Raw genomic sequence first — 23,435 nt, 5'->3', positions numbered from 1 at the left:
GTCGCTGACCTCGATGCGCACCACCGATGCCGTCAGCATCAGGTGCACCCGGAACAGCCGCCCCAGCACGCGGCCGTGCAGCAGCGCGTTGCCGGCCAGTTCGCTGACGATCAGCGCGGCGTCCCCCGCCGCCTCGGGGTGGCCCCACTCGGACACCAGCCGGGCCGTCCGCCGCCGGGCCAGGCTCACGCTGCTGGGGAACGGGGTGTAGTCGAGCCTGTCCTCGCGGAGGACGGTGGCGGGCGAGGGTTGCGATGCAGTCATGGTGATCACGCCTTCATGAGCGATGTGCCGACGCCCGCAGGCGCCGCCCAGTCCGCTGAGTGAGCGGCTCGTCACATAAGGTAGAGGTAGAGCGCTCCAGGAGCAATCTGATTGGGGAAGATATTCCCGAGACAGAGATTCGCTCGACCGTCGTCACACGAAGAGGACAGACTGCTGCCGTGAATCAGTGGGCACACCAAGGCAACCGGGTCTCCACCGTCCTGGGTCGCAAGCTCGGAAGTGAGCTGCTGCGCCTGCGCGACGCAGCGGGCAAGACCCAGCAACAGGCAGCCGAGGCGTTGAGCGCCACTGCCACCAAGATCGTCAAGATGGAGCGCGGTTGGGTGCCGATGCGAGATCCCGACATTCGGGCGCTCTGCGACTTCTACAGCCTCGATGACCCCGCAGCCAGGGACACCCTGCTGAACCTGGCTAGGCTGGACCGGGAGCGACGCAAGGCCAAGGGCTGGTGGAAGCACCTGCCGAAAACCGGAGCGCTGGCCGAGTACATCGCGATGGAGGACGTGGCCAGCCGAGTCCGGACGTGGCAACTCTCCTTCGTGCCGGGCCTGTTGCAGACAGCCGAGTACGCCCGCGCGCTCGTGGTGGGCGAAGGCGCGTGGGACGATCCCGACGAGATCGAGCGCATGGTCGAAGCTCGCCTGAAACGCCAGCAACGCCTCCATGGCGAACAGCCGTTGCAGGTGTACGCCGTGGTCTGGGAAGCAGCCCTGCGCCAACTCGTGGGCGGACCGGAGGTCATGCGCGCCCAGCTTGGCCATTTGCTCGAACTGGCCCGGTTGCCCAACGTCCGGCTTCAAATCCTGCCGTTCCACGCAGGTGCCCACGCCTGCGCGGCCAGTTCATTCACGATCATCTCTTTCGCGCAGGCCGAGGCGGTCGATGTGATCCACACGGACACGATCGGCTCTACGGTGTGGGTGGAGAACGAGGAGGATGGCGCAACGTACCGCACGTTCTTCGAACGCACAGCGAGGCAAGCGTTGGCGCAGCACGATTCCGTCGTGCTGATCGAAAGCATCCGTAAGGGGTTGTGACCGCATGACCGGGTTCGAGTTCCGCAAGTCCAGTTACAGCAGCGGCAGCGGTGAATGCGTCGAGGTCGCCGTCAACGTCCCCGCCACCGTCGCCGTACGCGACTCCAAGACGCCCGCAGGCCCCTGCATACGTCTCTCCCCCGGTGCCTGGACCGCGTTCCTCGCCGCGCTGCGCGGCGAGCGGGCCGTATGACCCGCCGGGCGTGAACGCCCGGGGTCGCCGTACGGACCCCCGTCCCCTACGGCGACCGCGGTCGCACCGGTGCCGGTCAGCGCTCCGCGAGGTGCGCGGTGAGGGAGTCCAGCAGCATCGTGCTGCCCTCCTCGGCCATGTCGCGCTCCTCGGCGGTGGCGCAGACCTGGCTCAGGGTGAGCCGGGTCGGCCCGCCGTCCGCCCGCTCGGCCAGCTCCATGGTCATCACGGTCGGCTCGGGCGCGCCGGGCATCTCCATGTCCATCACCAGCCGCCGGTCGGCCGCCACCTCCCGATAGGAGCCCCCGATGGGCACCCGGTGCCCGCCGGGGACGACCATCACGGCCTTCCAGGCGCCGCCCGGCCGTACGTCCATCTCCACCGATCCCGCCTCGGCACCGGCCCACCGCTCGTACCGCGCCGGGGTCGTCCAGGCCGCGAAGACCTCCGCGGCGGAGGCGTCCAGTTCGCGGGTGAGGGTGTAGGTGTGCTCCTGGGTCGGGGTGTTCCGGCTCATCGTCGTCTCCTTCTCGGCGGGCCCCTCCGTTCTGGAAGGAGGGGGCACAGGATGAGACGGACCGGCGCGCGGAAACTCATCGCACCGCACGGCCCGTGTCAGGAACGCTCCGGCTCGAAGTGCAGCGCGGTGATCCCGCAGTCGAACGCCCGGGCGGTGATGAGGCGGAGCCGGTGGTAGGCGCCGGCGGTGGGGAACACGGGCATGCCGGTGCCGATCGCGGTCGGGTTGACGAACAGGTGGAGTTCGTCGAGCAGGCCCCGGGCGATCAGGTTCGACACGAGCGTGCCGCCACCGTAGGTGATCAGATCCCCGCCCGGCTGTGCCTTGAGCCGGTTCACGGTCTCGGTGAGGTCGCCGCCGGCGACGGTGGCGTTCTTCCAGGGCGATTCGGCGAGGGAGTCGGAGATCACGACCTTGGGCGTGTTGTTCATCCAGTCGATGGACTCCTGCGTCTCGCCCTCGGGCCCGGACTCCCACGCCGGGATGAACCCCTCGGCGAGCTTGCGGCCCAGCACGATGCAGTCGACCGACTCGGTGACCGCGTCGATGTAGGTGTTGATGTCGTCGGTCCAGGGGAACGTCAGCCAGTCCATCTCGCCGTTCGGACCGGCCATGTAGCCGTCGGCGGTGACCTGGACCTGGAGCTTGAACCTGCGCATGCCTGGCTTCCCTTCGGAGTTCGGGGGGTGGCGCCGGAGCCGGACCGCAGCACGCGGCCGTGCCCGTCCAGGACCCGCCTGATCCGGCCCTGTGATTAACGGCACGCTATCGGCCGCCACTGACAGGCGGGGCCCGCCGGCGCCGGACGGTCCCCGTCCTCCCGGTGGGCGCCTGACCGGACGGCGCCGCCGGCCTCACATCCGGTCGATCGCGGTGAGGTCGATGTCGATGGCGTACGGGACGGCGAGCCTGAGCCGGTCGCGGTGGACGCCCGTGAGGGCGTACGCACCGGTCGCCGGGTCGAGTTCGTGGACGTGGACGACCGGGCGGCGGCGCGCGCCCTCCTCCACCAGCCAGAAGTGCCGGATGCCCGCCCGCGCGTAGAGCTGGGGTTTGCGCTCGCGGTCGCGGATCGCCGAGTCGGGGGTGACGGTCTCGACGACCAGGACGACGTCCCGGGCCGCGTGGCGGTCCGCCTCCAGGGACCTGGCGGCCTCCGCGCGGATCACCAGCACGTCCGGTTCGGGCGCCTGGCCGGGGCCGAGCACCACGACCGTCTCCCGCCGCACCCGCAGATGGGCCGGGCAGGTGCGGCCGAGGCCCTCCACCAGGAGGGAGTTGGCCAGCGAGTGGTACACGCTCTGCCGGGCCCGGAAGACGAGGCCGCCGTCGATGAGCTGGGTGTGCGGCGGGAGTTCGGGCAGGCGGAAGAGGTCGTCGACCGTGAAGCCCCGGTACGGGGGGCGCAGCCACTCGGGGAACGGTTCGTCGTCGATGCCGTTCACGCCGTCCAGGTCGTCCATGCGGCCATCGTCGGCGCTCCCGCGGCCGACTCACGGAAAACGCCCGCGCCGCCGCTCGTACGGGTGAGCGGCGGCGCGGGCGTTGACCGGGGGGACCGCAGGGGCGGTCACTCCCACTCGATGGTCCCCGGCGGCTTGCTGGTGACGTCCAGCACCACGCGGTTGACCTCGGGCACCTCGTTGGTGATGCGGGTCGAGATGCGGGCCAGCACGTCGTACGGCAGGCGCGACCAGTCGGCGGTCATCGCGTCCTCCGACGACACCGGCCGCAGCACGATCGGGTGGCCGTAGGTGCGGCCGTCGCCCTGGACGCCGACGCTGCGGACGTCGGCGAGCAGCACCACCGGGCACTGCCAGATGTCGCGGTCCAGCCCGGCCGCGGTCAGCTCCTCGCGGGCGATGGCGTCGGCCTCGCGCAGCAGGTCCAGGCGCTCCCTGGTGACCTCGCCGACGATCCGGATGCCCAGGCCCGGGCCGGGGAAGGGCTGGCGGTGGACGATCTCCTCCGGCAGGCCCAGTTCCTGGCCGACCATCCGGACCTCGTCCTTGAACAGCTTGCGCAGCGGCTCGACGAGCTTGAACGTCAGGTCCTCGGGGAGGCCGCCGACGTTGTGGTGGGACTTGATGTTGGCGGTGCCGGTGCCGCCGCCGGACTCCACCACGTCCGGGTAGAGGGTGCCCTGCACCAGGAACTCCACGGCCTCGTCGCCCGAGCCGGCCTCGGCGACGATCTCGCTCGCGGCCTGCTCGAAGACGCGGATGAACTCCCGGCCGATGATCTTCCGCTTCTCCTCGGGGTCGGTCACCCCGGCCAGCGCGTCCAGGAAGCGCTTCTCGGCGTCCACGACCTTGAGCTGGACGCCGGTGGCGGCCACGAAGTCCTTCTCGACCTGCTCGGACTCGCCCTTGCGCATCAGGCCGTGGTCCACGTAGACGCAGGTCAGGCGGTCGCCGATGGCCTTGTTGACCAGGGCGGCGGCCACCGCGGAGTCCACGCCGCCCGACAGCCCGCAGATGGCGCGCTTGGTGCCGATCTGGGCGCGGATGGCGGCGACCTGCTCCTCGACCACGTTGGCGGCCGTCCAGGTCGGCCTCAGGCCCGCGCCCCGGTAGAGGAAGTGCTCCAGCACCTGCTGGCCGTAGGTGGTGTGCGCCACCTCCGGGTGGTACTGCACGCCGTAGAGCTTGCGTTCGTCGTCCTCGAACGCCGCGACCGGCACCCCGTCGGTGGCGGCGGTGACGGTGAAGCCCTCGGGGGCGGCCGAGCAGGCGTCGCCGTGGGACATCCACACCGACTGCTCGGCGGGGGTGCCCTCGAAGAGGGTGGAGCCGGGCTTGGTGACGGTCAGCGGCGTGCCGCCGTACTCCCGACGGCCGGTGTTGTCCACGGTGCCGCCGAGCGCCTGGGCCATGAGCTGGAAGCCGTAGCACATGCCGAAGACGGGCACCCCGGCCTCGAACAGCGAACGGTCGATGCCGGGCGCCCCTTCCGCGTACACGGACGCGGGGCCGCCGGAGAGGATGATCGCCTTCGGGTTCTTCGCGAGCATCTCCTCCACCGGCATGGTGGACGGCACGATCTCGCTGTAGACCCGGGCCTCGCGGACGCGGCGGGCGATGAGCTGTGCGTACTGCGCGCCGAAGTCGACGACCAGGACGGTGTCGGGGGCGGCGGTGGGCTCGGCGGTGTGCTCTGGTGCCACGGGGCTGGCTGCCTTTCGGCGTGGATCTGGCTGGGAAAGTCCAGTCTAGCGGGGGCGTGTCGGCGATCTTCGTCTCACCATCCGGCCGCCTGCTGGCCACGGCCGGGCCCCGGGGGCATACTGGGCCGCATGTTCACGCAGACCGCTTACTGGTTTACCTATGGCACCGGCCCGGCCGGCTGCCATGGTCTCGCTGCGTGAGCCACTGACGAGCGACTTCCCAGGCGCCCCGGGCCGGTCAAGGCCCGGGGCGCCTGGCGTTGTTCCCCGAGCGTGACCGGCCGGTGCGTCCGACCCCCAGGAGGGACGTACGGCCATGAGCACCCCGACCACGACCGCGACCACGAGCACCGGCACCGCCTCCGACGAGCGGATCGCCGAGGAACGCGGCCGGATCGACGAGTTGGACCGCCGGATCATCGACCTGGTGCACGAACGCATGGAGGTCTCCGCCCGCATCCAACGCGCCCGGATCGAGGCGGGCGGCCGCCGGGTGAACCTCTCCCGCGAGATGGAGATCCTCACCCGCTACCGCGAGGAGCTGGGCCGGCCCGGCACCTCCCTGGCCATGACGCTGCTGGAGCTGTGCCGCGGGCGTGTCTGAACCGCGTCCGGGCACCACCCTCTCCCGGTCACGCACGGTGATCACCCGTACGGTGCGTTACCGCTCCGGGAGACCCGTCGTTGGACGAGGTGACCCCAGAGCCAACCGGGCGCCCGGCGGCGGTGGGGACGTACCGGAGCGATGAGACGCCGTCCTCCCTCGGGAGGTGAGGACCGGACGTCGTGGGACCTCGCTCCGGTGCAGTGGCCGGACGGCAGGGGACAGCAGCCCGGTCACGACACAGCGGTCGGTCCTCGGGACGCCGTGGACCGACCGCTCCGCGGCCCCTTCCGGCGGGTTCTGTGATCCGGTTCCGGACAGGTTGTGAACGGAGCGATCGGGCTCGGTCGAAACGGTTGCGTGGCGGGAGGCGCATCCAGCACGATGCCAAGTGGTTTCCGTGCGACGCGGGCCCGCGCTCACGGACCACCTTCGCGGCGTTCCCCCCGGCGCCGCCTCAGCGTTGGCGCAGCCCTGACGCCGACGCTGACCCGAGGCCCCGGGCCCCGGCCACCCACCCGGCCGGCGCCCGGGGCCCTTCTCGTCGCTCCGGCACTCCCGTGCGCCTCCGCGCCTCCGCGCCGCCCGCCGAGCGGAACGGCGGAACGGCGGAACGGCGGAACGGCGGAACGGCGGAACGCGTGGGACGAATGAGGCGGTTGAAGGGTTGTGCCACTCTCCATCACGGGTCCACAACGGAAAAACCGAACCCCTGTGTGAGATAACGCACACCGAAACCTGGGTGAGCGTGGGCAACTGACCGCATTCGCCCCTTGTGCCGAGTCGGTCCGGCTGCGGGAGCCAGAAGGCCCGGGAAAACACTCCGGCGGAGGACTCCGCTCCACCCCTACTCTGCTGCCAGCCGGGCCGGGCCCCACCACCGCCGCAACGGCTTCCCCCTCTTTCCCGTTCTTCCGCCACGGACCGAATGAGGTCACCCATGAAGCTTCGCCGCGCCCTGACGGCCGCCGCGGCCACGGCCGTCATCGCTCCCGCCGCGCTGCTGGTGGCGCCCGCCGCGTACGCCGAGGAGGGCACCGCCACTCCCACCCCCGGCTCGTCCGAGACCGAGACCCGGACGCCCGCCCCGAGCGAGCCCGGCACCGCCTCCCCGAGCGAGAGCGAGACCACCACCTCGCCGAGCCCCAGCGAGCCCGGCACCACCTCGCCCAGCCCGAGCCAGCCCGGCACCACCTCCCCGAGCCCGAGCGGGAGCGGGACCACCTCGCCCAGTCCCAGCGAGCCCGGCACCGCCTCCCCGAGCCCGAGCGAGAGCACGCCGGACGAAGAGCCTCCGGTGTGCGAGGCCGACTTCGAGGCGAGCCTGTCCGGCCTCCCCGACAAGATCGTTGCCGGTTCGGGCTGGAAGGAGTTCCACCTGAACCTGGACAACAGCCGGGGTGAGGAACTGGGGCAGGTCTTCATCGGCGCGACCGTCCTGTACGAGAAGGACGTGGACGGCTCCTTCGAGAGCGACCTGACCTCGAAGTACGCGACGTTCCAGTACTTCGACGGCCGGACGTGGACCGGCGACCTGTCCGACGGCGGCATCATCGGCGACTTCCTGCCCGTGGACGCCGGGAAGAAGATCTCCCTCAAGCTGCGCCTGAGCATCTCCGCGTCCGCTCCGGCCGGTTCCGCGGTCGCGATCGCCTTCGGCCTGTCCGGCGACGAGGAGGACTGCGGCTACGACGAGGAGTGGTACCGCTTCGAGATCCTCGCCCCCGGCCGGAAGCCGGGCCACGTCGGCGACGCCAAGCCACAGGACGGCAAGAGCCCCGTCGACGTCAGGCCGCAGGGCGGCGTGAAGGACCTCAAGGGCCGGCTCGCCGAGACCGGTTCGTCCTCCGCGCTGCCGATGGTCGCCCTCACGGGCGGCGCGGCCGTGGTGCTGGGCGCCGGGGCGGTGTTCGTGGTGCGGCGCCGCAGGGGCGCCGGGGCGGACACCTCCGCCACCGCGTGACGGCCACCGCGTGACGGCGACCGTGTGACGGGGTGACCGTCCGAACGCGCCGGAGGGGTGGAGCAGCCGGGTCGCTCCACCCCTCCGGCACGTTCCCGTGCGCGCTCAGGTCCCCGCTCCGGCCTCCGGCTCCGTCTCCTTCGGCTCCTCCAGCGTCTTCTCCGGCGCCTTCTTCGGCGGTACGGCCGGGACCGGCAGCAGCGGCAGCCTCAGCGCGGCGAACGCGCCCTCGGGCACCGCCGGGTGACGCGGCGGTACGGCGGGCAGGCGGACGTAGGGCATGCCCTGGACGGGACGGGGGTCGGGCTCGCCCTTGTTGGGCCACAGGGACATGGCGCGTTCGGCCTGGGCGGTGATGGTCAGGGAGGGGTTGACGCCCAGGTTGGCCGAGACCGCCGAACCGTCGACCACCGAGATGCCCGGGTGCCCGTACAGCCGGTGGTAGGGATCGATGACGCCCTCCTCGGGCGAGGCGCCGATCGGACAGCCACCCAGGAAGTGCGCGGTCAGCGGGGTGCCCATCAGCTCGCCGACGTTCGTGCCCGGGAAGCCGCCGATCTCCTCGGCCAGCAGCCGTGCGGCCTCGGCGCCCTCGGGGATGTGGTCGGGGTTGGGCGCGCCGTGGCCCTGCCGGGCGGTGAGCAGGCCCCTCCCCGGCCCCCTGGGCCTGCGGTAGGTGGTCAGGGAGTTGTCCAGCGTCTGCATCACCAGGCCGATGATGGTCCGCTCCGACCACCGGCGGACGGACAGCGACCGCAGGGCCAGCACGGGGTGGCGCAGGCACTGCGCGGCGAAGGCCAGCGGCCGCGGGACGCGTCCGCCGTGCGGCACCTGGAGGACCGAGAGGAGGCCCATCGCGTTGGAGCCCTTGCCGTAGCGGACGGGTTCGATGTGGGTGGTGTCGTTGGGGTGGATGGAGGAGGTGATGGCCACGCCCCGGGTGAAGTCGGGCTCCGCGCCGGGCCCGAACCTCCTCCGGTAGCGGCGCCGGTAGGTCATCGCCCCGACCAGGGCCTCGGAGTTGGTGCGGGTCAGCTCCCCCAGCCGCGGGGAGATCCGCGGCAGCAGGCCCTCGTCCCGCATCCGGTGCAGCAGGGTCTGGGTGCCGTAGGTGCCGGCGGCCAGCACGACCCGCCGGCAGCGCAGCACCCGGCGGCGGCCCCGGCGGCGCCGGTCGGTCGGCACGGTGGTGACCGCGAAGCCGCCGTGGCCGTCCTCGGTCACCGCGGTGACGGTGGTCATCGGGTGGACGACCGCGCCCGCCCGCTCGGCCAGGTGGAGGTAGTTCTCGGTGAGGGCGTTCTTGGCGCCGTGCCGGCAGCCGGTCATGCACTCGCCGCACTCGGTGCAGGCGCGCCGCGCGGGGCCCGCACCGCCGAAGTAGGGGTCGGGGACCTCCTGGCCCGGCTCGGCCCGCGCCGTGCCGTCGGCGTCCTTCCCGTCGCCGAAGAAGACCCCCACCGGGGCGAGGTGGAAGGTGTCGCCGACGCCCATCCGCTCGGCGGCGGCCTTCAGGTGGACGTCGGAGGGGGTCATGGAGGGGTTGAGCCGGACGCCGAGCATCCGCCCGGCCTGCTCGTAGTACGGCCTCAACTCCTCCTGCCAGTCGGTGATGTGTCCCCACTGGCGGTCCCGGAAGAAGGCGGGCGGCGGCACGTAGAGGGTGTTGGCGTAGTTCAGGGAGCCGCCGCCGACCCCGGCGCCCGCCAGGATCATCACCTTCCCCAGCAGGTGGATGCGCTGGATGCCGTACAGGCCCAGGGCCGGGGCCCACAGGTAGGCGCGCAGGTCCCAGGAGTTCTTCGGCAGCGTCTCGCGGGTGAAGCGGCGGCCCGCCTCCAGCACCCCGACGCGGTAGCCCTTCTCGGTGAGCCGCAGCGCGGACACCGAGCCGCCGAAGCCGGAACCGACGACGATCACGTCGTAGTCGTACGGCGGCCGTGACGCGCCGTTCGCTGTCTCGTCTGCTGTCTCGTCCTGGGTCGGGGACACGGGGATACCTCCGGGCGGTGCGGCTGGTGTGGGGAGGTGGCGGAAGCGGGGACGGGGGAGAGGGCGAGGGGCGTCAGCGGAGGCGGAACGTCTTCATGGCGCGCAGGGAGCGGGTCATGAACGCCGCGTACCTCTCGTCGTCCATGCCGAACGACGGTGCCATGGGCAGCACGCGCTGGTGCGCGACGGTCTGCGCCTCGGTGTACTTGAGGATGCCCTCCGCGCCGTGGCGGCGGCCCAGTCCGGACTCGCCCATGCCGCCCATCGGCGCCTGGACGCTGCCGTACGCCGCCGCATAGCCCTCGTTGACGTTGACCGTGCCGGCCCGCAGCCGGGCGGCGACGGCGCGGGCGCGGCGGCCGTTGCCGGACCAGACGCTGGCGTTGAGCCCGTACGGGGTGGCGTTGGCGAGCGCGATCGCCTCCTCGTCGTCGGTGAAGCGGTAGACGGAGACGACGGGGCCGAAGGTCTCCTCCTCGCAGACGGCCATCGAGGGGGTGACGCCCTCCAGGACGGTCGGCTCGTGGAACAGCGGGCCGACGTCGGGGCGCGGCCTGCCGCCCGCGAGGACCCTCGCCCCCTTGGCGACGGCGTCCTCCACGTGGTGGGTGACGGTGCGAAGCTGCCGCTCCGAGACGAGCGAGCCCATGTCGGCGCCGTAGGCGAGCGCGGCGCCCAGGCGCAGGGCCCTGGTGCGGGCGGTGAAGCGCTCCAGGAAGGCGTCGGCGACCGAGGCGTGGACGTAGAGCCGTTCGATGGAGATGCACAGTTGGCCCGCCGAGGAGAACGCGCCGCGCACCGCGCCCGCCGCCGCCCGGTCCGGGTCGGCGTCGTCCAGGACGAGCATGGCGTTCTTGCCGCCCAGCTCCAGCGAGCAGCCCACCAGGCGGAACGCGGCGCGCTGGGCGACCTCGCGGCCGGTGCGGGTGGAGCCGGTGAAGGAGACGTAGTCGGCGTGGTCGACGACCGCCGGGCCGATCACCGGGCCCTCCCCGATGACGACCTGCCAGACACCGGCGGGCAGCCCGGCCTCGATCAGCAGGGCACGCGCCCACAGGGCGGTCAGCGCGGTCTCGGTGTCGGGCTTCATCACCACGGCGTTGCCCGCGGCGAAGGCGGGCAGGGCGTCGCCGACGGACAGCTCCAGGGGGTAGTTCCAGGGGGCGATCTGTCCGACGACGCCCCGCGGGTGGCGCAGCTCGCGCACCCGGGTGAGGACGGGGAAGGCGCCGGTGTGCCGCCGGGGGCGCAGGTAGGAGGCGGCCTTGCGGCCGTAGTGCCGGGCGGCGACGGCGACCGCCTGCACCTCCTCGTGCGCGTGCAGCCGCGCCTTGCCGGTCTCCAACTGGACCAGGTCCAGCACCTCGGACTGGCGGTCGAGCAGCAGGTCGTGGAAGCGCAGCAGGACGGCGGCGCGTTCGCGCACCGGCCGGGCCGCCCACGCCCGCTGGGCCTCGCGGGCCCGGGCGAACGCCTCGGCGACGTCCCCGGGCGTGGACTCGGGCAGGACGGCCAGCCGCTCCCCGGTGAACGGGGTGTGGCAGGCGGTGCTGCCGCTGCCGACGACATCGCCGGTCAGCCGGGCGACGAGCCGTTCGGTCACCACGTCCGCGGCGGTACGGGCGGTGGCGGGGGCGGGGGCGACCGGATTGGCGGGGATGGCCGGGGTGACCGTGGTCTCCGGGGCGCCGTCGGCGGCGGGTGCCGTTCCCGTGGCGGTGTCGGGCGAATCCGTCATGGAGCGGAGGGTAAGGCCGCGGGGAACCCGGAGGGTACCCATCGGTAACCGTTTTTCACGGAATCCGCCGGCGGACGCCGGCACGAGGGGGCACAGGTCCACCGCCGGCGGACCGGCCGTCCGTCACCCGGTGACGCGGTAGGTGTCCGCCACCTGCTCGAAGTGGCGGTCGATGGTGTTCTTCCGGTTCTCCGGTCCCTTGATCAGCACCACGTGGTACCGGCCGTCGATGATGATCGCCCGGTCGCGCAGGTAGGTCTCGCCGTGGCCGTCGCGCCAACTGAACCGGCCCTCGGCCATGGCCGTCCGGCCCACCTCGATCCGCCGCATCCCGGAGTTGGTCGACCAGTCGGCGGCGCGGTACGCGTCCAGTTCCCGCTGCTCGCCGGTGAGGTACGCCATCGGGTCGTCGCCGTACTCGTCGGTGGTGTCCCGGCCCGGCACGACGACCAGCTCGATGCCCCCGCCCCGGAAGACGGTCCGGCCGTCGCCGTCCGGCCCGCCGCGCCGCCAGCCCTCGGGGACCGCGATCTGGAACCCGGCCCCGTCCTTGTGCAGGACGTAGCCGTCGAGCCCCTGCGCGGGCTCGGTGGTCTGCGGCTGCCGGGTGCCGGGCGAGGCGGTGCCGGCGGACTCCCGCGGCGCGGAGGGCTCCTGGGAGGACGGCGGGGCCGTCCGGTCGGGCAGGTCGGGCTGGGTGCCCACCCGGCCGGGGCGCTGGTTGCCGGTGTCCGCGGTGGACCCGGTGTCCTTCCCCGGCATCAGCAGCGCGGCGTACAGCAGCGTTCCGGTCAGCAGCAGGAGGATCAGCCCGACCAGCAGCAGCCCCAGACGGCGCGGGTTGCGCTCCTTCCGGGCGCGCCGGTGCCGGGCGTGCGTGGGCACCGGCGACCGCTCGGTGCGCTTCCTGCGGACCAGCTCGCCCCGGCGCCGCACGATCGGCAGCCGCCGCGGGTCGGCGGGCGCGCCCGCGTCCAGGGAGAGCGGCGCGGTGACCGTGTGCACCCCGACCTCCGGCTCGGGCGCGGACCGGATCAGGGACCGCAGCCAGCCGCCCAGCTCCTCGAAGTCCGGCCGCTCGGTCGGGTCCTGACGCAGCAGCGACTCCACGACGGGCCGCAGCGCGCCGCACTCCTCGGCGAACGCGGGCGGCTCGGCGCACACCATCTGCACCAGCTCGGCCGCGGACTCCTCCGGGTAGGGGGCGTGCCCCTGCACGGCCCGGAACAGCAGCGCGCCCAGCGCCCACAGGTCGGCCGCCGGGCCGACCGGCGGGGCCAGCCGCCAGTTCTCGTACACCGGCCCGGCCTGTTCGGGCGCCCAGCGCTCGGTGACGGCGCCGACGACCATGATCCGCGTCTGGCGGGCGCGTTCGGCGGCGAGCGCGGTGGTGGGGCCGCGGTAGCGGTCGTCGTCCTCCCCGCCCCAGGGCCGGCCGGACGGTCCCGCGTCCGCGCCGCTCCCGGCGGGCTCGTCGCCCGCTCCGCCGTACGGGGACGCGGCGGCGGGCGGGCCGGCCGTCCCGTGCTCCCCCGGGGGGACCGGGCGGAGGTCGTCGGCGGACCACCGGCCGTCCGGGCCCTCCTCCCCGGACCTGCGGGCCTCGACCTCGACCCGTGCGGCGGCGGCCCTGGTCCCGGCGCGGTACGCGGCGATGGCGCCGCTGCGGGCCGCTCGCCCGGAGGTCCGGCCGCCCTGGTCGTACGGGTCGCCGCCGGGGCCGTAGGGGCCCTGGGGGCCATGGGGGGAGGACGGGCCGGGCTCCGCGGACCCCCGGCCCGCGTCCGGTCCGGGCATCTGCCGCGGCACACCGCCCCGCAGCGGGCCCGGGCCCCCGTCGGGGGGACCGCCCGGGCCGGGCGGGCCGGGCGGGTCCTCGGGGACGTGGCCGCGCGGCAGGACGCTCGGCGGCGCCGGCAGGGGGTCGTACCCGCACAGGGCCTCCTCCGCCGCGCCGGCGGCCAGCCCGGTGAGGACGGCACGGCCGTCGTCGCAGACCAGGACCGTGCGGGGGGTGATGTTGCGGTGCACCCAGCCGTGCGCGTGGACCGCGCGCAGGGCGGCGAGCAGGTCGGCCGCCAGCTCGGCGGCGCGGTAGGGGCTCAGCGGCTTCTCGGCGAGCACGGCGGCCAGCGGCCGGGCGGCCACGAGTTCGCTGACGATCCACAGCCCGTCGCCCTCGACGAAGACGTCGAAGACCTGGTCGAGCCGCGGGTGGTCGGGTATCCGCGCGGCGGCCATCGCCGCCTCCACCGCGCGCCGCACGGTGGGGTCCGCGGGCCGCCGCGTGGCCCGCCCGGGATGTGCGCGGCCGTAACCGCCCGTGCGGCCGGCTCCCCCGCCGACGAACTCCGCGTCGACGACCTCGGGCAGCGGGATCTGACGGACCAGCACCTCCTGCCCGCTGGCCGTGTCGTACGCGCGGGACTCCACGAGTTCGTACTCGTCGGACGGCGGACGCGGCAAGCGGTACCGATCGGCCAGCAGCCGACCCGAGTAGTCGTCCACGGCGCGCCTCCCCACGAATCCCCCAGCGTTATGGTCCGTCAAGACCCGTTCCCACCAGCCGGAGCGCGGATGCGTAGGGTCTGCGACCTATCACGATACGTGCCGGAGGGGCCCTGCGTCGCCGGTCGGGGCAGTTGGCCTCAGTCCCGGGGCCGGAACGTCCGGAACGCGGTCTCCCGCGCCGTGCGGCACTTCTCGCCGTTCCACGCGTCCGCCTCGCAGGTGATCATGATGGCGTAGCCGTGCCTGCTGTCCACCCGGAAGCCGCGGTTGAGGACGCGGACCCTCTTCCCCTTCTCCGTGCGCTCGAACGTCCAGTCGGCGACGGTCGGGTAGCCCCGCCAGTCCACGGACTTGATGCCGATCAGGGAGTATCCGCTGCTGCTGCCGCGCACGGCGGGCTCCAGGGACCTCCAGGCGCCCGCCGCGCTGCTGCCGGGGCTGCCGTTGAAGTCGACCTGGATCTTGGGGTAGCCGCCGCCGGGCGGGGTGTAGATGCCGCCGGAGTTCTGTCCCGCTATGTCGGTGCGCTCGTAGCCCGAGGGCATGGCCATCGAGAAGTGGAAGCGGTCGTCGACGACCTGCGCGAAGCCGTCGGGCAGCCCCTTGCCGCCCTTCTCCTTCCCGCCCTGGCTCCCGTCCTGGCCGGTCGTGCCGCTCCCGCCGTCCTTGTCCTCCTTGCCGGTCCGTCCTCCGCGGTCGTCCTGACCGGAGGCCTCGGGGGTCGGCGTGCCGGACGCGCCGTCCCGCGCGCCGCCGTCCTCCTTCTTCCGCGCCTCGTCGCCGCTCTGCTCCCCGGCGCCGCCCTGGGAGACGGACCGCTCCGGCCGGGGCCGCTCGCCGCCCCCGTCGTCGCCGCCGAGCGCCACGGCCAGGACGGTGCCGAGCACGGCCAGCACGACCACGGCGACCACCGCGATCCCGACGGGCTGCCGCGTCAGCCGGGCCAGGTCGGCCAGGCGCGCCGGGACGGCGGCCGTGGCCGTGGTGCCGCTGCCGCTTCCGTTGCCGCCGCTGCCGGTGCCGCCGGCCGGCGCCCGTCCGGTGCCGCGCTTGGCCGCGGCGGCGGCCATGGCGTCGCGCACGGTCCGCAGCGTCTCACGCAGCCGCTCGCCGCCGGAGCCGCCCGGACCGTCGGCACCGCCCGCGGAGCCCCGGCCGGCGGTGCCGGCCTGGACCGGGAAGGCCGCCGGGGCCGCCGAACCCTCCCTGGTCTCCGGAGCGTTCGCGGCGCCCGTGGTGTGCGGGCCCTTCGGCGCCTTCGTGTCGCCGGCGGTCGCCGCGCGCCCGCCGAGCAGCGGCAGCACGGTCGTACGGGTGCCCTCGGACGTCTTGGACGCCTTGGACGCGGCCGCGGCGCCGGACCCCCTGACCGCCCGCTCCAGCAGCGCCCGCGCGCCCGGCTCGTCCAGCCGCTCCTCCGGGTCCTTGTGCAGCAGGCCGTAGATGACCTCCTCCAGCTCCCCGGCCCGCACCGGGGGCTCCAGCGGCTCGGTCATCACCGCGGTCAGGGTCGCGATCGCCGACCCCTTGTCGTACGGCGGGTGACCCTCCACGGCCGCGTACAGCAGGCCGCCCAGCGACCACAGGTCGGACGGCGGGCCGGGGCGCTGGCCGCGCGCCCGCTCGGGCGCTATGTAGGAGGGCGCTCCGACCAGCATGCCGGTGGAGGTCAGGGAGGGGTCGCCCTCGATCTGGGCGATGCCGAAGTCGGTGAGGACGACCCGCCCGTCCTCGTCGGCGATGAGGACGTTGGACGGCTTCACGTCGCGGTGCAGGATGCCCTCGCGGTGCGCGGCCCGCAGCACGTCCAGGACCGCCAGGCCCACCTCGGCCGCCCGGCGCGGCTCCAGCGGCCCGTCCTCGCGCAGGACGTCGGCCAGCGAGCGGCCCTCGACCAGCTCCATCACGATCCAGGGCCGGTCGTCCTCGTCGACCACGTCGAAGACGGTGACGGCGCTGTTGCAGCGGATGCGCGCGATGGCCTTGGCCTCGCGCAGGGTGCGGGTGATGAGCCGGCGCTTCTCCTCCTCGTCCACGCTGGAGGGAAAGCGCAGCTCCTTCACCGCGACGGTGCGGCCCAGGACCTCGTCCTCCGCACGCCACACGGTGCCCATGCCACCGCGGCCCAGGACGTCGCCCAGCCGGTAACGCCCGCCCAGCAGCCGCCCGGACTTCTTGCCGCGGGTGTCCACGTCGCCCATGTGTCCCCTCACACTCAGCCCGCCCCAGCAGTCGTCCCATTCTCACCCATGGGGGAAAGCGAGGCGTACGCGGCCATGGACACGCCACCGGAACGGCGGTGCGGGGCCGCCGTCCTGACACCCCGCCACGCCGCATCACGCCGGGCCGGGCTGAGTTCGGGCCGGGCTGAGTTCGGGCTGAGCCGGCGGCGGCTACAGCGGCACGATGTCCGGGGCCCCCAGCCGTGCGGCGTCGGCGGTCTGGTCGTCGGGCTGGCGCTGGGACTCCCGCTCGGCCTCGACCCGCTTCTCGTAGTGCGCGACCTCGCGCTCGATCTGGTCGGCGTCCCAGCCGAGCACGGGCGCCATCAGCTCGGCGCACTCGCGGGCGCTGCGCGTGCCGCGGTCGAAGGTCTCGATGGAGATGCGGGTCCGCCGGGTGAGGACGTCGTCCAGGTGGCGCGCGCCCTCGTGCGAACAGGCGTACACCACCTCGGCCTTGAGGTAGTCGTCCGCGTACGGCAGCGGCTCGCCGAGCCGGGGGTCGTCGGCGATCAGGGCCAGCACCTCCTCGGCCAGCGAGCCGTACCGGTTGAGCAGGTGCTCCACGCGCGCCACGTGCAGGCCGGTGCGGGCGGCGATCCGGGCGCGGGCGTTCCACATCGCGGGGTAGCCCTCGGCCCCCAGCAGCGGCACCTCCTCGGTGCAGCACTCGGCGACGCGGTGGTCGAGGCCGTGCACGGCCGCGTCGACGGCGTCCTTGGCCATCACCCGGTACGTGGTGTACTTGCCGCCCGCGACCACCACCAGGCCGGGCACCGAGTGGGCGACGGTGTGCTCGCGCGACAGCTTGCTGGTGGCCTCCGACTCCCCGGCCAGCAGCGGGCGCAGCCCGGCGTACACGCCCTCCACGTCGTCGCGGGTGAGCGGCACCGCCAGCACGGAGTTGACGTGGTCGAGCAGGTAGTCGATGTCGGCGCTGGAGGCCGCCGGGTGGGCCTTGTCCAGGTCCCAGTCGGTGTCCGTGGTGCCGATGATCCAGTGCCGTCCCCAGGGGATGACGAACAGCACGCTCTTCTCGGTGCGCAGGATCAGCCCGGTCGTGGAGTGGATGCGGTCCCTGGGCACCACCAGGTGGATGCCCTTGGAGGCGCGGACGTGGAACTGCCCGCGCTCGGCGGTCAGCCGCTGGGTGTCGTCCGTCCACACCCCGGTGGCGTTCACCACCTGCCGGGCGCGGACCTCGAACTCGCCGCCCTGCTCCAGGTCCCGCACCCGGGCGCCGACCACGCGCTCGCCCTCCCGCAGGAAGCCGACGACCCGCGCCCGGTTGGCGGCGTGGGCGCCGTAGGCGGCGGCGGTACGGACGAGGGTGGCCACGTAGCGGGCGTCGTCCACCTGCGCGTCGTAGTACTGCAGGGCGCCCACCAGCGCGTCCTTCTTCAGGCAGGGCGCCACGCGCAGGGCGTGCCGGCGGCTCAGGTGGCGGTGGTGGGGCAGACCGCGGCTGCGCCCGGAGGCCGCGCCGAGCACGTCGTACAGCGCCACTCCGGTGCCCGCGTACAGCCGCTCCCAGCCCCGGTGCTGGAGCGGGTAGAGGAACGGCACGGGCTTGACCAGGTGGGGGGCGATCCGCCGGAGGAGCAGCCCCCGCTCCTTGAGGGCCTCGCGCACCAGCGCGAAGTCCAGCATCTCCAGGTAGCGGAGGCCGCCGTGGATCAGTTTGCTGGAGCGGCTGGAGGTGCCGGAGGCCCAGTCGCGGGCCTCGACGATCCCGGTCGCCAGGCCCCGGGTCACCGCGTCCAGGGCGGTGCCCGCACCGACCACGCCGCCGCCGACGACCAGTACGTCCAGTTCGCGTTCGGCCATGCGGGCGAGCGCCTCGGCCCGCTCGGCCGGTCCCAGTGCCGCTGTCCTCACCGCTGCCTCCCAGATAGGTCGACCGTCCGTCCCCTGCCCTGGCCTCTACCCGCTCGTCCCCCGTTCCCACGACTTTGCCCCGGAGCGGAAACCGCTCCGTACGCAATCCACCATATCTGTCATATATGCGCTTAACCTGACATGGCCTACGCGCCAGTCACAGGGGAAGGGACGCCACCTCATGCCCGCAGATCTCGCCGTCCTCGGCTTGGGTCACCTGGGTCTTCCCACCGCTCGGGCCGCCACCGCCGCGGGCATCGGCACCATCGGCTACGACCCCGACGAACACGCCGTCGGCGAGCTGGGGGCCGGGCGCCCGCCGGCGAACGGCGGACTGTCGGCGGCCGAGGTCCGGCGGATGCTCTCGGCCGGTTTCCGCGCGTCCTCGGACCCGTCCGTCCTCAGCCGGGTCCGCACCGCCCTCATCTGCGTCCCCACCCGGCCGGACGGGGACGGCTCCCTGGACCTGGGGGCGGTGCGCCGTGCGGCGCTCACCCTCGGTGAACGGCTGCGCCCGCGGACCACCGTCGTGGTGGAGTCGCCCGTCCACCCGGGCGACACCGAGGAGTACGTCGCCCCGCTGCTGGAGCAGGCCTCGGGACTGCGCGCCGGACGGGACTTCCACCTCGCCTGCGCCCCCGCCCGCCTCGACCCCGGCAACCGCGCCCACGGCTACGCCAACACCCCGCGGGTCATCGGCGGGCTCACCCCGACCTGCACGGAGGCGGCCGCCGCCGTCTACGGGCGGCTGACCGAGAAGGTGGTGCGGGCGCGCGGCCTGCGCGAGGCCGAGATGACGGCGGTGCTGGAGGCCGCGTACCGGCACGTGAACATCGCCCTGGTCAACGAGATGGCCGTGGTCTGCCACGACCTCGGCGTCGACCTGTGGGACGTGATCCGCTGCGCGGAGACCAAGCCGTTCGGCTTCCACGCCTTCCGGCCGGGGCCGGGCGTGGGCGGCCACGGCGTCCCCGTGGTCCCCGTCCGGCCGGACCGCGGGGGCCGCACCCCGGCCCGTCCGCCGCGCCTGGTCGAGGTCGCCCGGGAGGTCAACGCCCGCATGCCCGGCTACGTCGCCCGGCGCGCGGCGACGCTGCTGAACGAGTACGGCAAGTCGGCCCGCGGCGCCCACGTCCTGCTGCTCGGCGTCACCTACAAGGCCGACCTCGCCGACCAGGAGGGCTCCCCGGCCCCCGAGATCGCCGTGAAGCTGCTGGAGCTGGGCGCGCGGATCAGCTACCACGACCCGCACGTGGCGCAGTGGCAGGTGGCGGGCCGCCCGGTGCCGCGCGCCGACTCCCTCTACGAGTCCGCCGCCGCGGCCGACCTCACCCTCCTCCTCCAGCACCACCGCGTCTACGACCTGCAGAGCCTGTCGGCCAAGGCCCAGCTCCTGCTGGACACCCGCGGCGCCAGCCCCACGGGCGCGGCCCACCGGCTGTGACGGGCGGGCCGCGGCACCGAAGCCCCGTTCCGGCCGGAAAGCGCACGGACACGCGATGTCGGCAGAGCATGCTTCCTGCATGCGTGACCAGCACGGGAGGGCGGTCATGTCCGTGACGCGGATCGATCTCGACGACGAGGCCCTGGCGGCGGCCATGCGGCTCATGGGCGCCACGACCGAGGAGGAGGCCGTCAACACCGCCCTCCGGGAGTACGTCCAGCGCGTCGAGCGCCTCCGGGCGGCCGGGAAGCTCGCCGCGCGGGGCGCGCGCGGCGAGTTCGACCAGGCCGCCGAGGCTCATGCGGCGGCCAGGCGTGCCCGCAGGGCGGCTTTGGAATGATCTCGTACCTGCTGGACTGCGGTGCTCCGTGGCACCTCTTCCGGACCCCGGGAGCCGTGAGCCGCCGGGAGGAACACATCGGAGCCGGGGCGTTCCGGATCTGCGAGCCGACCCGGACGGAGTTCCTCCACTCCGCCACGGGCCCCGCCCACCGCGACGAGCCGGCCGACGAGCTCGACACCCTGTGCCGACGGGCCGATGTCCCCAAGGGCGCCTGGCGCTGGGTGGAAACAGCCCGGTACAAGCTGACCCAGAAGGGGCTGCACCGATCGGCCGGCCCTCTCGACCTTCCGGTCTGTGCCACGGCCGTGCGCCACGACCTGACCGTTCTGCACGTGGACAACGACTTCGCCGCCGTGGCGGACGTCCTCCCCGAGCTCCGGCAGCAGGACGTACGCCCCTGACGCCGGTCTCCCCGGGCCCGGCGCACGACGCGGAGGGCCGGGCCCGGCGGAACGTCCCACCGTGCCCGGCCCTCCGTGCCGTGCGCGCCCCGGTGTCAGCGGGAGACCGTGACCTCCACGCGCTGGAACTCCTTGAGCTCCGAGTAGCCGGTGGTGGCCATGGCCCGGCGCAGGGCGCCGAAGAAGTTCATGGAGCCGTCGGGGCTGTGCGAGGGGCCCAGCAGGATCTCCTCGGTGGTGCCGACCGTGCCCAGGTTCACGCGCTTGCCGCGCGGGACGTCCTCGTGGACGGCCTCCATGCCCCAGTGGTGGCCGCGGCCGGGCGAGTCGGTGGCGCGGGCCAGCGGGGAGCCCATCATCACCGCGTCCGCGCCACAGGCGATGGCCTTGGGCAGGTCGCCGGACCAGCCCACGCCGCCGTCGGCGATGACGTGGACGTACCGGCCGCCGGACTCGTCCAGGTAGTCGCGGCGGGCCGCCGCCACGTCGGCGACCGCGGTCGCCATCGGCACCTGGATGCCCAGCACGTTGCGGGTGGTGTGCGCGGCGCCGCCGCCGAAGCCGACGAGCACGCCCGCGGCGCCGGTGCGCATCAGGTGCAGCGCGGCGGTGTACGTGGCGCAGCCGCCGACGATCACGGGGACGTCCAGCTCGTAGATGAACTGCTTGAGGTTCAGCGGCTCGGCCGCGGAGGAGACGTGCTCGGCGGAGACCGTCGTGCCGCGGATGACGAAGATGTCCACGCCCGCGTCGACGACGGCCTTGGAGAACTGCACGGTGCGCTGCGGCGACAGCGCGGCGGCCGTCACCACACCCGAGTCGCGGACCTCCTTGATCCGCTGCCCGATCAGCTCCTCCTTGATCGGCTCGGAGTAGATCTCCTGGAGGCGGCGGGTCGCCCGGGCCTCGTCCACCTCGGCGATCTCGGCGAGCAGCGGCTCGGGGTCCTCGTAGCGCGTCCACAGGCCCTCGAGGTTCAGCACGCCGAGGCCGCCCAGCTCGCCGATGCGGATCGCGGTGCGCGGCGAGACGACCGAGTCCATCGGTGCGGCCAGGAACGGCAGCTCGAAGCGGTAGGCGTCGATCTGCCAGGCGATCGAGACCTCCTTCGGGTCCCGGGTGCGCCGGCTGGGCACCACGGCGATGTCGTCGAAGGCGTACGCGCGCCGCCCCCGCTTGCCACGGCCGATCTCGATCTCAGTCACGTGCTGTGCCCTTCCTACGGTCTACGTCCCCAAGTATCCCCGAGCGGGGGGCCGGGGCCGCACCCCGGTGTCACTCCTCCAGGAGCACCTGGGTGAAGTCCACGACGTGGACGACCAGGACCAGCAGGAGGCCGTCGCTCACCAGGTACTCGATGCCGATGTTCGGCGTCAGCGCCAGCGAGCGGGTGGCCTCGTCCTCGGAGATCGGGATCGACATCTTCGGCCGCGGGTCCCGTGCGAGCACCAGCAGGCCCCGCTCCAGCAGTTCCCTGCGGTCGGCGGGGAGCCCGTCGCGGATGCGGGCGGCCTCCTCGGTGTACTTGACCGCGTAGAACATCGGACCGGCCCCCCTCACACAGGCGTGCGACCAGCGTAACCGCTGCTCAGCGCCGCGAGTAGTTCGGCGCCTCCGTCGTCATCTGGATGTCGTGGGGGTGGCTCTCCTTGAGGCCGGCGGCCGTGATGCGCACGAAGCGGCCCTTGGCCTTCATCTCCGGGATGGTCCGGCCACCGACGTAGAACATCGACTGCCGCAGGCCGCCGACGAGCTGGTGCACCACCGCGGCCAGCGGGCCGCGGTAGGGGACCTGGCCCTCGACGCCCTCGGGGATGAGCTTGTCGTCGGCGGAGACCGCCTCCTGGAAGTAGCGGTCCTTGGAGTACGACTTGGCCTGCCCGCGCGACTGCATGGCGCCCAGGGACCCCATGCCGCGGTACGACTTGAACTGCTTACCGTTGATGAACAGCAGCTCGCCCGGCGACTCCTCGCAGCCCGCCAGCAGGCTGCCGAGCATCACCGTGTCGGCGCCCGCGACCAGGGCCTTGGCGATGTCGCCGCTGTACTGCAGGCCGCCGTCGCCGATGACCGGGACACCGGCCTCCTTGGCGGCGAGCGAGGCCTCGTAGATCGCGGTGACCTGCGGGACGCCGATGCCGGCGACCACGCGGGTGGTGCAGATCGAGCCCGGCCCGACACCGACCTTGACGCCGTCCGCGCCCGCGTCGATCAGCGCCTGGGCGCCCTCGCGGGTGGCGACGTTGCCGCCGATCACGTCGACCGAGTAGTTCGACTTGATCTTGGCGACCATCTCGCCGACCAGCTTGGAGTGGCCGTGCGCGGTGTCCACGACGATGAAGTCGGCGCCCGCCTCGACCAGCGCCTGGGCCCGCTCGTAGGCGTCCCCGGCCACGCCGACCGCCGCGCCGACGATCAGCCGGCCCTCGGCGTCCTTGGCGGCGTTGGGGTACTTCTCGGCCTTGACGAAGTCCTTGACGGTGATCAGGCCCTTGAGCACGCCGTCGTCGTCGACCAGCGGCAGCTTCTCGATCTTGTGGCGGCGCAGCAGCTCCATCGCCTCCGCCCGCGAGATGCCCACCGTGCCGGTGACCAGCGGCATCGGCGTCATGACCTCGCGGACCTGGCGGCCGCGGTCCAGCTCGAAGGCCATGTCGCGGTTGGTGACGATGCCCAGCAGCTTGCCCGCCGCGTCGGTGACCGGCACGCCGCTGATGCGGAACCGGCCGCACAGCTCGTCCGCCTCGCGCAGCGTGGCGTCCGGGCGGATGGTGATCGGGTCGGCGACCATGCCGGACTCCGACCGCTTGACCTGGTCGACCTGTTCGGCCTGCTCCTCGATCGACAGGTTGCGGTGGAGCACGCCGACGCCGCCCTGGCGGGCCATGGCGATGGCCATGCGGGCCTCGGTCACCTTGTCCATCGCCGCGGAGAGCAGCGGGATGTTCACCCGGACGTTGCGCGAGACGTACGAGGAGGTGTCGATGTCCTGCGGAGCCATGTCCGCCTCGCCCGGCAGCAGCAGCACGTCGTCGAACGTCAGCCCCAGCGGGGCGAACTTCGGGGGCACACCGTCGACGCTGTCCGTCATGAGGCCTTCCATGGCACCTTCCCCACTTACTCTTGCCCGGCGCGGAC

The 23,435-nt window shown here is 73.4% G+C and carries 20 protein-coding genes; 7 read left to right on the top strand and 13 right to left on the bottom strand.

What is annotated here, in order from left to right:
- The coding region (locus tag VE546_RS00970; RefSeq protein ID WP_414720366.1) for an ATP-binding protein at nt 1–264 on the bottom strand (264 nt) is incomplete at its 3' end.
- A gap of 179 nt (nt 265–443) precedes the next feature.
- Between VE546_RS00970 and VE546_RS00965 the strand changes: the two genes are divergently transcribed.
- Nucleotides 444–1,322 (top strand): helix-turn-helix transcriptional regulator, encoded by an 879-nt coding sequence (locus VE546_RS00965; RefSeq protein ID WP_324916675.1) that lies wholly within the window; start codon nt 444–446, stop codon nt 1,320–1,322.
- Between the two features lie 4 nt (nt 1,323–1,326).
- Nucleotides 1,327–1,515, top strand: coding sequence for a DUF397 domain-containing protein (locus tag VE546_RS00960; RefSeq protein WP_324916671.1), 189 nt, complete (start codon nt 1,327–1,329; stop codon nt 1,513–1,515).
- A 76-nt stretch (nt 1,516–1,591) separates the two neighbouring features.
- Here VE546_RS00960 and VE546_RS00955 read toward each other — a convergent pair whose 3' ends face one another.
- From VE546_RS00955 to guaA, 4 genes are all read right to left on the bottom strand, one after another.
- Complete coding sequence (locus VE546_RS00955) at nt 1,592–2,032, bottom strand: SRPBCC domain-containing protein (protein WP_324916669.1); 441 nt, start codon at nt 2,030–2,032, stop codon at nt 1,592–1,594.
- A 98-nt stretch (nt 2,033–2,130) separates the two neighbouring features.
- Nucleotides 2,131–2,694, bottom strand: a complete 564-nt coding sequence (locus VE546_RS00950) for a dihydrofolate reductase family protein (protein WP_324916666.1) — start codon at nt 2,692–2,694, stop codon at nt 2,131–2,133.
- A 195-nt stretch (nt 2,695–2,889) separates the two neighbouring features.
- Complete coding sequence (locus VE546_RS00945) at nt 2,890–3,498, bottom strand: Uma2 family endonuclease (protein ID WP_324916663.1); 609 nt, start codon at nt 3,496–3,498, stop codon at nt 2,890–2,892.
- Nucleotides 3,499–3,605: 107 nt separating this feature from the next.
- Nucleotides 3,606–5,201: a glutamine-hydrolyzing GMP synthase gene (gene guaA, locus VE546_RS00940; protein ID WP_324916660.1), complete on the bottom strand. Its 1,596-nt coding sequence runs from the start codon at nt 5,199–5,201 to the stop codon at nt 3,606–3,608.
- 316 nt (nt 5,202–5,517) lie between these two features.
- Here guaA and VE546_RS00935 point away from each other — a divergent pair, with 316 nt between their 5' ends.
- A complete protein-coding gene (locus VE546_RS00935) occupies nt 5,518–5,805 on the top strand; it encodes a chorismate mutase (protein WP_324916657.1) in 288 nt (95 codons plus the stop codon).
- Between the two features lie 940 nt (nt 5,806–6,745).
- Nucleotides 6,746–7,768 carry an LAETG motif-containing sortase-dependent surface protein gene (locus VE546_RS00930; RefSeq protein ID WP_324916655.1) on the top strand — a complete coding sequence of 341 codons (1,023 nt, stop codon included), beginning with the start codon at nt 6,746–6,748 and terminating at the stop codon, nt 7,766–7,768.
- A 105-nt stretch (nt 7,769–7,873) separates the two neighbouring features.
- On the opposite strand, the gene VE546_RS00925 is transcribed toward VE546_RS00930, so the two are convergent.
- From VE546_RS00925 to VE546_RS00905, 5 genes are all read right to left on the bottom strand, one after another.
- The gene (locus tag VE546_RS00925) at nt 7,874–9,760 is read right to left on the bottom strand and encodes a GMC family oxidoreductase (RefSeq protein WP_324916652.1); all 1,887 of its coding nucleotides are present in this window, start codon (nt 9,758–9,760) and stop codon (nt 7,874–7,876) included.
- A 73-nt stretch (nt 9,761–9,833) separates the two neighbouring features.
- Nucleotides 9,834–11,498, bottom strand: a complete 1,665-nt coding sequence (locus VE546_RS00920) for a succinic semialdehyde dehydrogenase (protein ID WP_324916650.1) — start codon at nt 11,496–11,498, stop codon at nt 9,834–9,836.
- A 123-nt stretch (nt 11,499–11,621) separates the two neighbouring features.
- Nucleotides 11,622–14,006 carry a serine/threonine protein kinase gene (locus tag VE546_RS00915; protein ID WP_324916648.1) on the bottom strand — a complete coding sequence of 795 codons (2,385 nt, stop codon included), beginning with the start codon at nt 14,004–14,006 and terminating at the stop codon, nt 11,622–11,624.
- A gap of 140 nt (nt 14,007–14,146) precedes the next feature.
- Nucleotides 14,147–16,210, bottom strand: coding sequence for a serine/threonine-protein kinase (locus VE546_RS00910; RefSeq protein ID WP_324916647.1), 2,064 nt, complete (start codon nt 16,208–16,210; stop codon nt 14,147–14,149).
- A 192-nt stretch (nt 16,211–16,402) separates the two neighbouring features.
- Nucleotides 16,403–18,109, bottom strand: a complete 1,707-nt coding sequence (locus VE546_RS00905; RefSeq protein WP_324916644.1) for a glycerol-3-phosphate dehydrogenase/oxidase — start codon at nt 18,107–18,109, stop codon at nt 16,403–16,405.
- Between the two features lie 181 nt (nt 18,110–18,290).
- On the opposite strand from VE546_RS00905, the gene VE546_RS00900 reads away from it, so the two are divergent.
- The 3 genes from VE546_RS00900 (at nt 18,291) to VE546_RS00890 (ending at nt 20,297) form a co-directional block, all read left to right on the top strand.
- Nucleotides 18,291–19,553: a nucleotide sugar dehydrogenase gene (locus VE546_RS00900; protein WP_324916641.1), complete on the top strand. Its 1,263-nt coding sequence runs from the start codon at nt 18,291–18,293 to the stop codon at nt 19,551–19,553.
- 106 nt (nt 19,554–19,659) lie between these two features.
- Entirely contained in the window at nt 19,660–19,893 is a 234-nt protein-coding gene (locus VE546_RS00895) for a type II toxin-antitoxin system VapB family antitoxin (protein ID WP_324916681.1), read from the top strand.
- The gene (locus tag VE546_RS00890; protein WP_324916638.1) at nt 19,890–20,297 is read left to right on the top strand and encodes a PIN domain-containing protein; all 408 of its coding nucleotides are present in this window, start codon (nt 19,890–19,892) and stop codon (nt 20,295–20,297) included. The genes VE546_RS00895 and VE546_RS00890 overlap by 4 nt, the downstream gene beginning before the upstream one ends.
- A gap of 95 nt (nt 20,298–20,392) precedes the next feature.
- Here VE546_RS00890 and VE546_RS00885 read toward each other — a convergent pair whose 3' ends face one another.
- The 3 genes from VE546_RS00885 to guaB all read right to left on the bottom strand — a co-directional run bounded on the left by VE546_RS00885 (nt 20,393) and on the right by guaB (nt 23,388).
- The gene (locus VE546_RS00885) at nt 20,393–21,502 is read right to left on the bottom strand and encodes a GuaB3 family IMP dehydrogenase-related protein (RefSeq protein WP_324916635.1); all 1,110 of its coding nucleotides are present in this window, start codon (nt 21,500–21,502) and stop codon (nt 20,393–20,395) included.
- A gap of 70 nt (nt 21,503–21,572) precedes the next feature.
- The gene (locus tag VE546_RS00880) at nt 21,573–21,839 is read right to left on the bottom strand and encodes a hypothetical protein (protein WP_324916632.1); all 267 of its coding nucleotides are present in this window, start codon (nt 21,837–21,839) and stop codon (nt 21,573–21,575) included.
- A 46-nt stretch (nt 21,840–21,885) separates the two neighbouring features.
- Nucleotides 21,886–23,388 carry an IMP dehydrogenase gene (gene guaB, locus VE546_RS00875; protein ID WP_324916629.1) on the bottom strand — a complete coding sequence of 501 codons (1,503 nt, stop codon included), beginning with the start codon at nt 23,386–23,388 and terminating at the stop codon, nt 21,886–21,888.
- Between the last annotated feature and the right edge of the window lie 47 nt (nt 23,389–23,435).

Origin of the sequence: Streptomyces sp. (genome assembly GCF_035644915.1) — a bacterium.
GTDB lineage: Bacteria > Actinomycetota > Actinomycetes > Streptomycetales > Streptomycetaceae > Streptomyces.
The sequence above is the reverse complement of the archived record's forward strand: the minus strand, read 5'-3'. Positions and strand labels throughout refer to the sequence as shown.

Excerpts from the sequence above, each read along its gene's own strand:
- VE546_RS00960 (WP_324916671.1), top strand. The coding sequence starts at position 1,327 with ATGACCGGGTTCGAGTTCCGCAAGTCCAGTTACAGCAGCGGCAGCGGT.
- VE546_RS00955 (WP_324916669.1), bottom strand. The coding sequence starts at position 2,032 with ATGAGCCGGAACACCCCGACCCAGGAGCACACCTACACCCTCACCCGC.
- VE546_RS00950 (WP_324916666.1), bottom strand. The coding sequence starts at position 2,694 with ATGCGCAGGTTCAAGCTCCAGGTCCAGGTCACCGCCGACGGCTACATG.
- VE546_RS00945 (WP_324916663.1), bottom strand. The coding sequence starts at position 3,498 with ATGGACGACCTGGACGGCGTGAACGGCATCGACGACGAACCGTTCCCC.
- VE546_RS00935 (WP_324916657.1), top strand. The coding sequence starts at position 5,518 with ATGAGCACCCCGACCACGACCGCGACCACGAGCACCGGCACCGCCTCC.
- VE546_RS00930 (WP_324916655.1), top strand. The coding sequence starts at position 6,746 with ATGAAGCTTCGCCGCGCCCTGACGGCCGCCGCGGCCACGGCCGTCATC.
- VE546_RS00920 (WP_324916650.1), bottom strand. The coding sequence starts at position 11,498 with ATGACGGATTCGCCCGACACCGCCACGGGAACGGCACCCGCCGCCGAC.
- VE546_RS00910 (WP_324916647.1), bottom strand. The coding sequence starts at position 16,210 with ATGGGCGACGTGGACACCCGCGGCAAGAAGTCCGGGCGGCTGCTGGGC.
- VE546_RS00900 (WP_324916641.1), top strand. The coding sequence starts at position 18,291 with ATGCCCGCAGATCTCGCCGTCCTCGGCTTGGGTCACCTGGGTCTTCCC.
- VE546_RS00895 (WP_324916681.1), top strand. The coding sequence starts at position 19,660 with ATGTCCGTGACGCGGATCGATCTCGACGACGAGGCCCTGGCGGCGGCC.
- VE546_RS00890 (WP_324916638.1), top strand. The coding sequence starts at position 19,890 with ATGATCTCGTACCTGCTGGACTGCGGTGCTCCGTGGCACCTCTTCCGG.
- VE546_RS00880 (WP_324916632.1), bottom strand. The coding sequence starts at position 21,839 with ATGTTCTACGCGGTCAAGTACACCGAGGAGGCCGCCCGCATCCGCGAC.
- guaB (WP_324916629.1), bottom strand. The coding sequence starts at position 23,388 with ATGACGGACAGCGTCGACGGTGTGCCCCCGAAGTTCGCCCCGCTGGGG.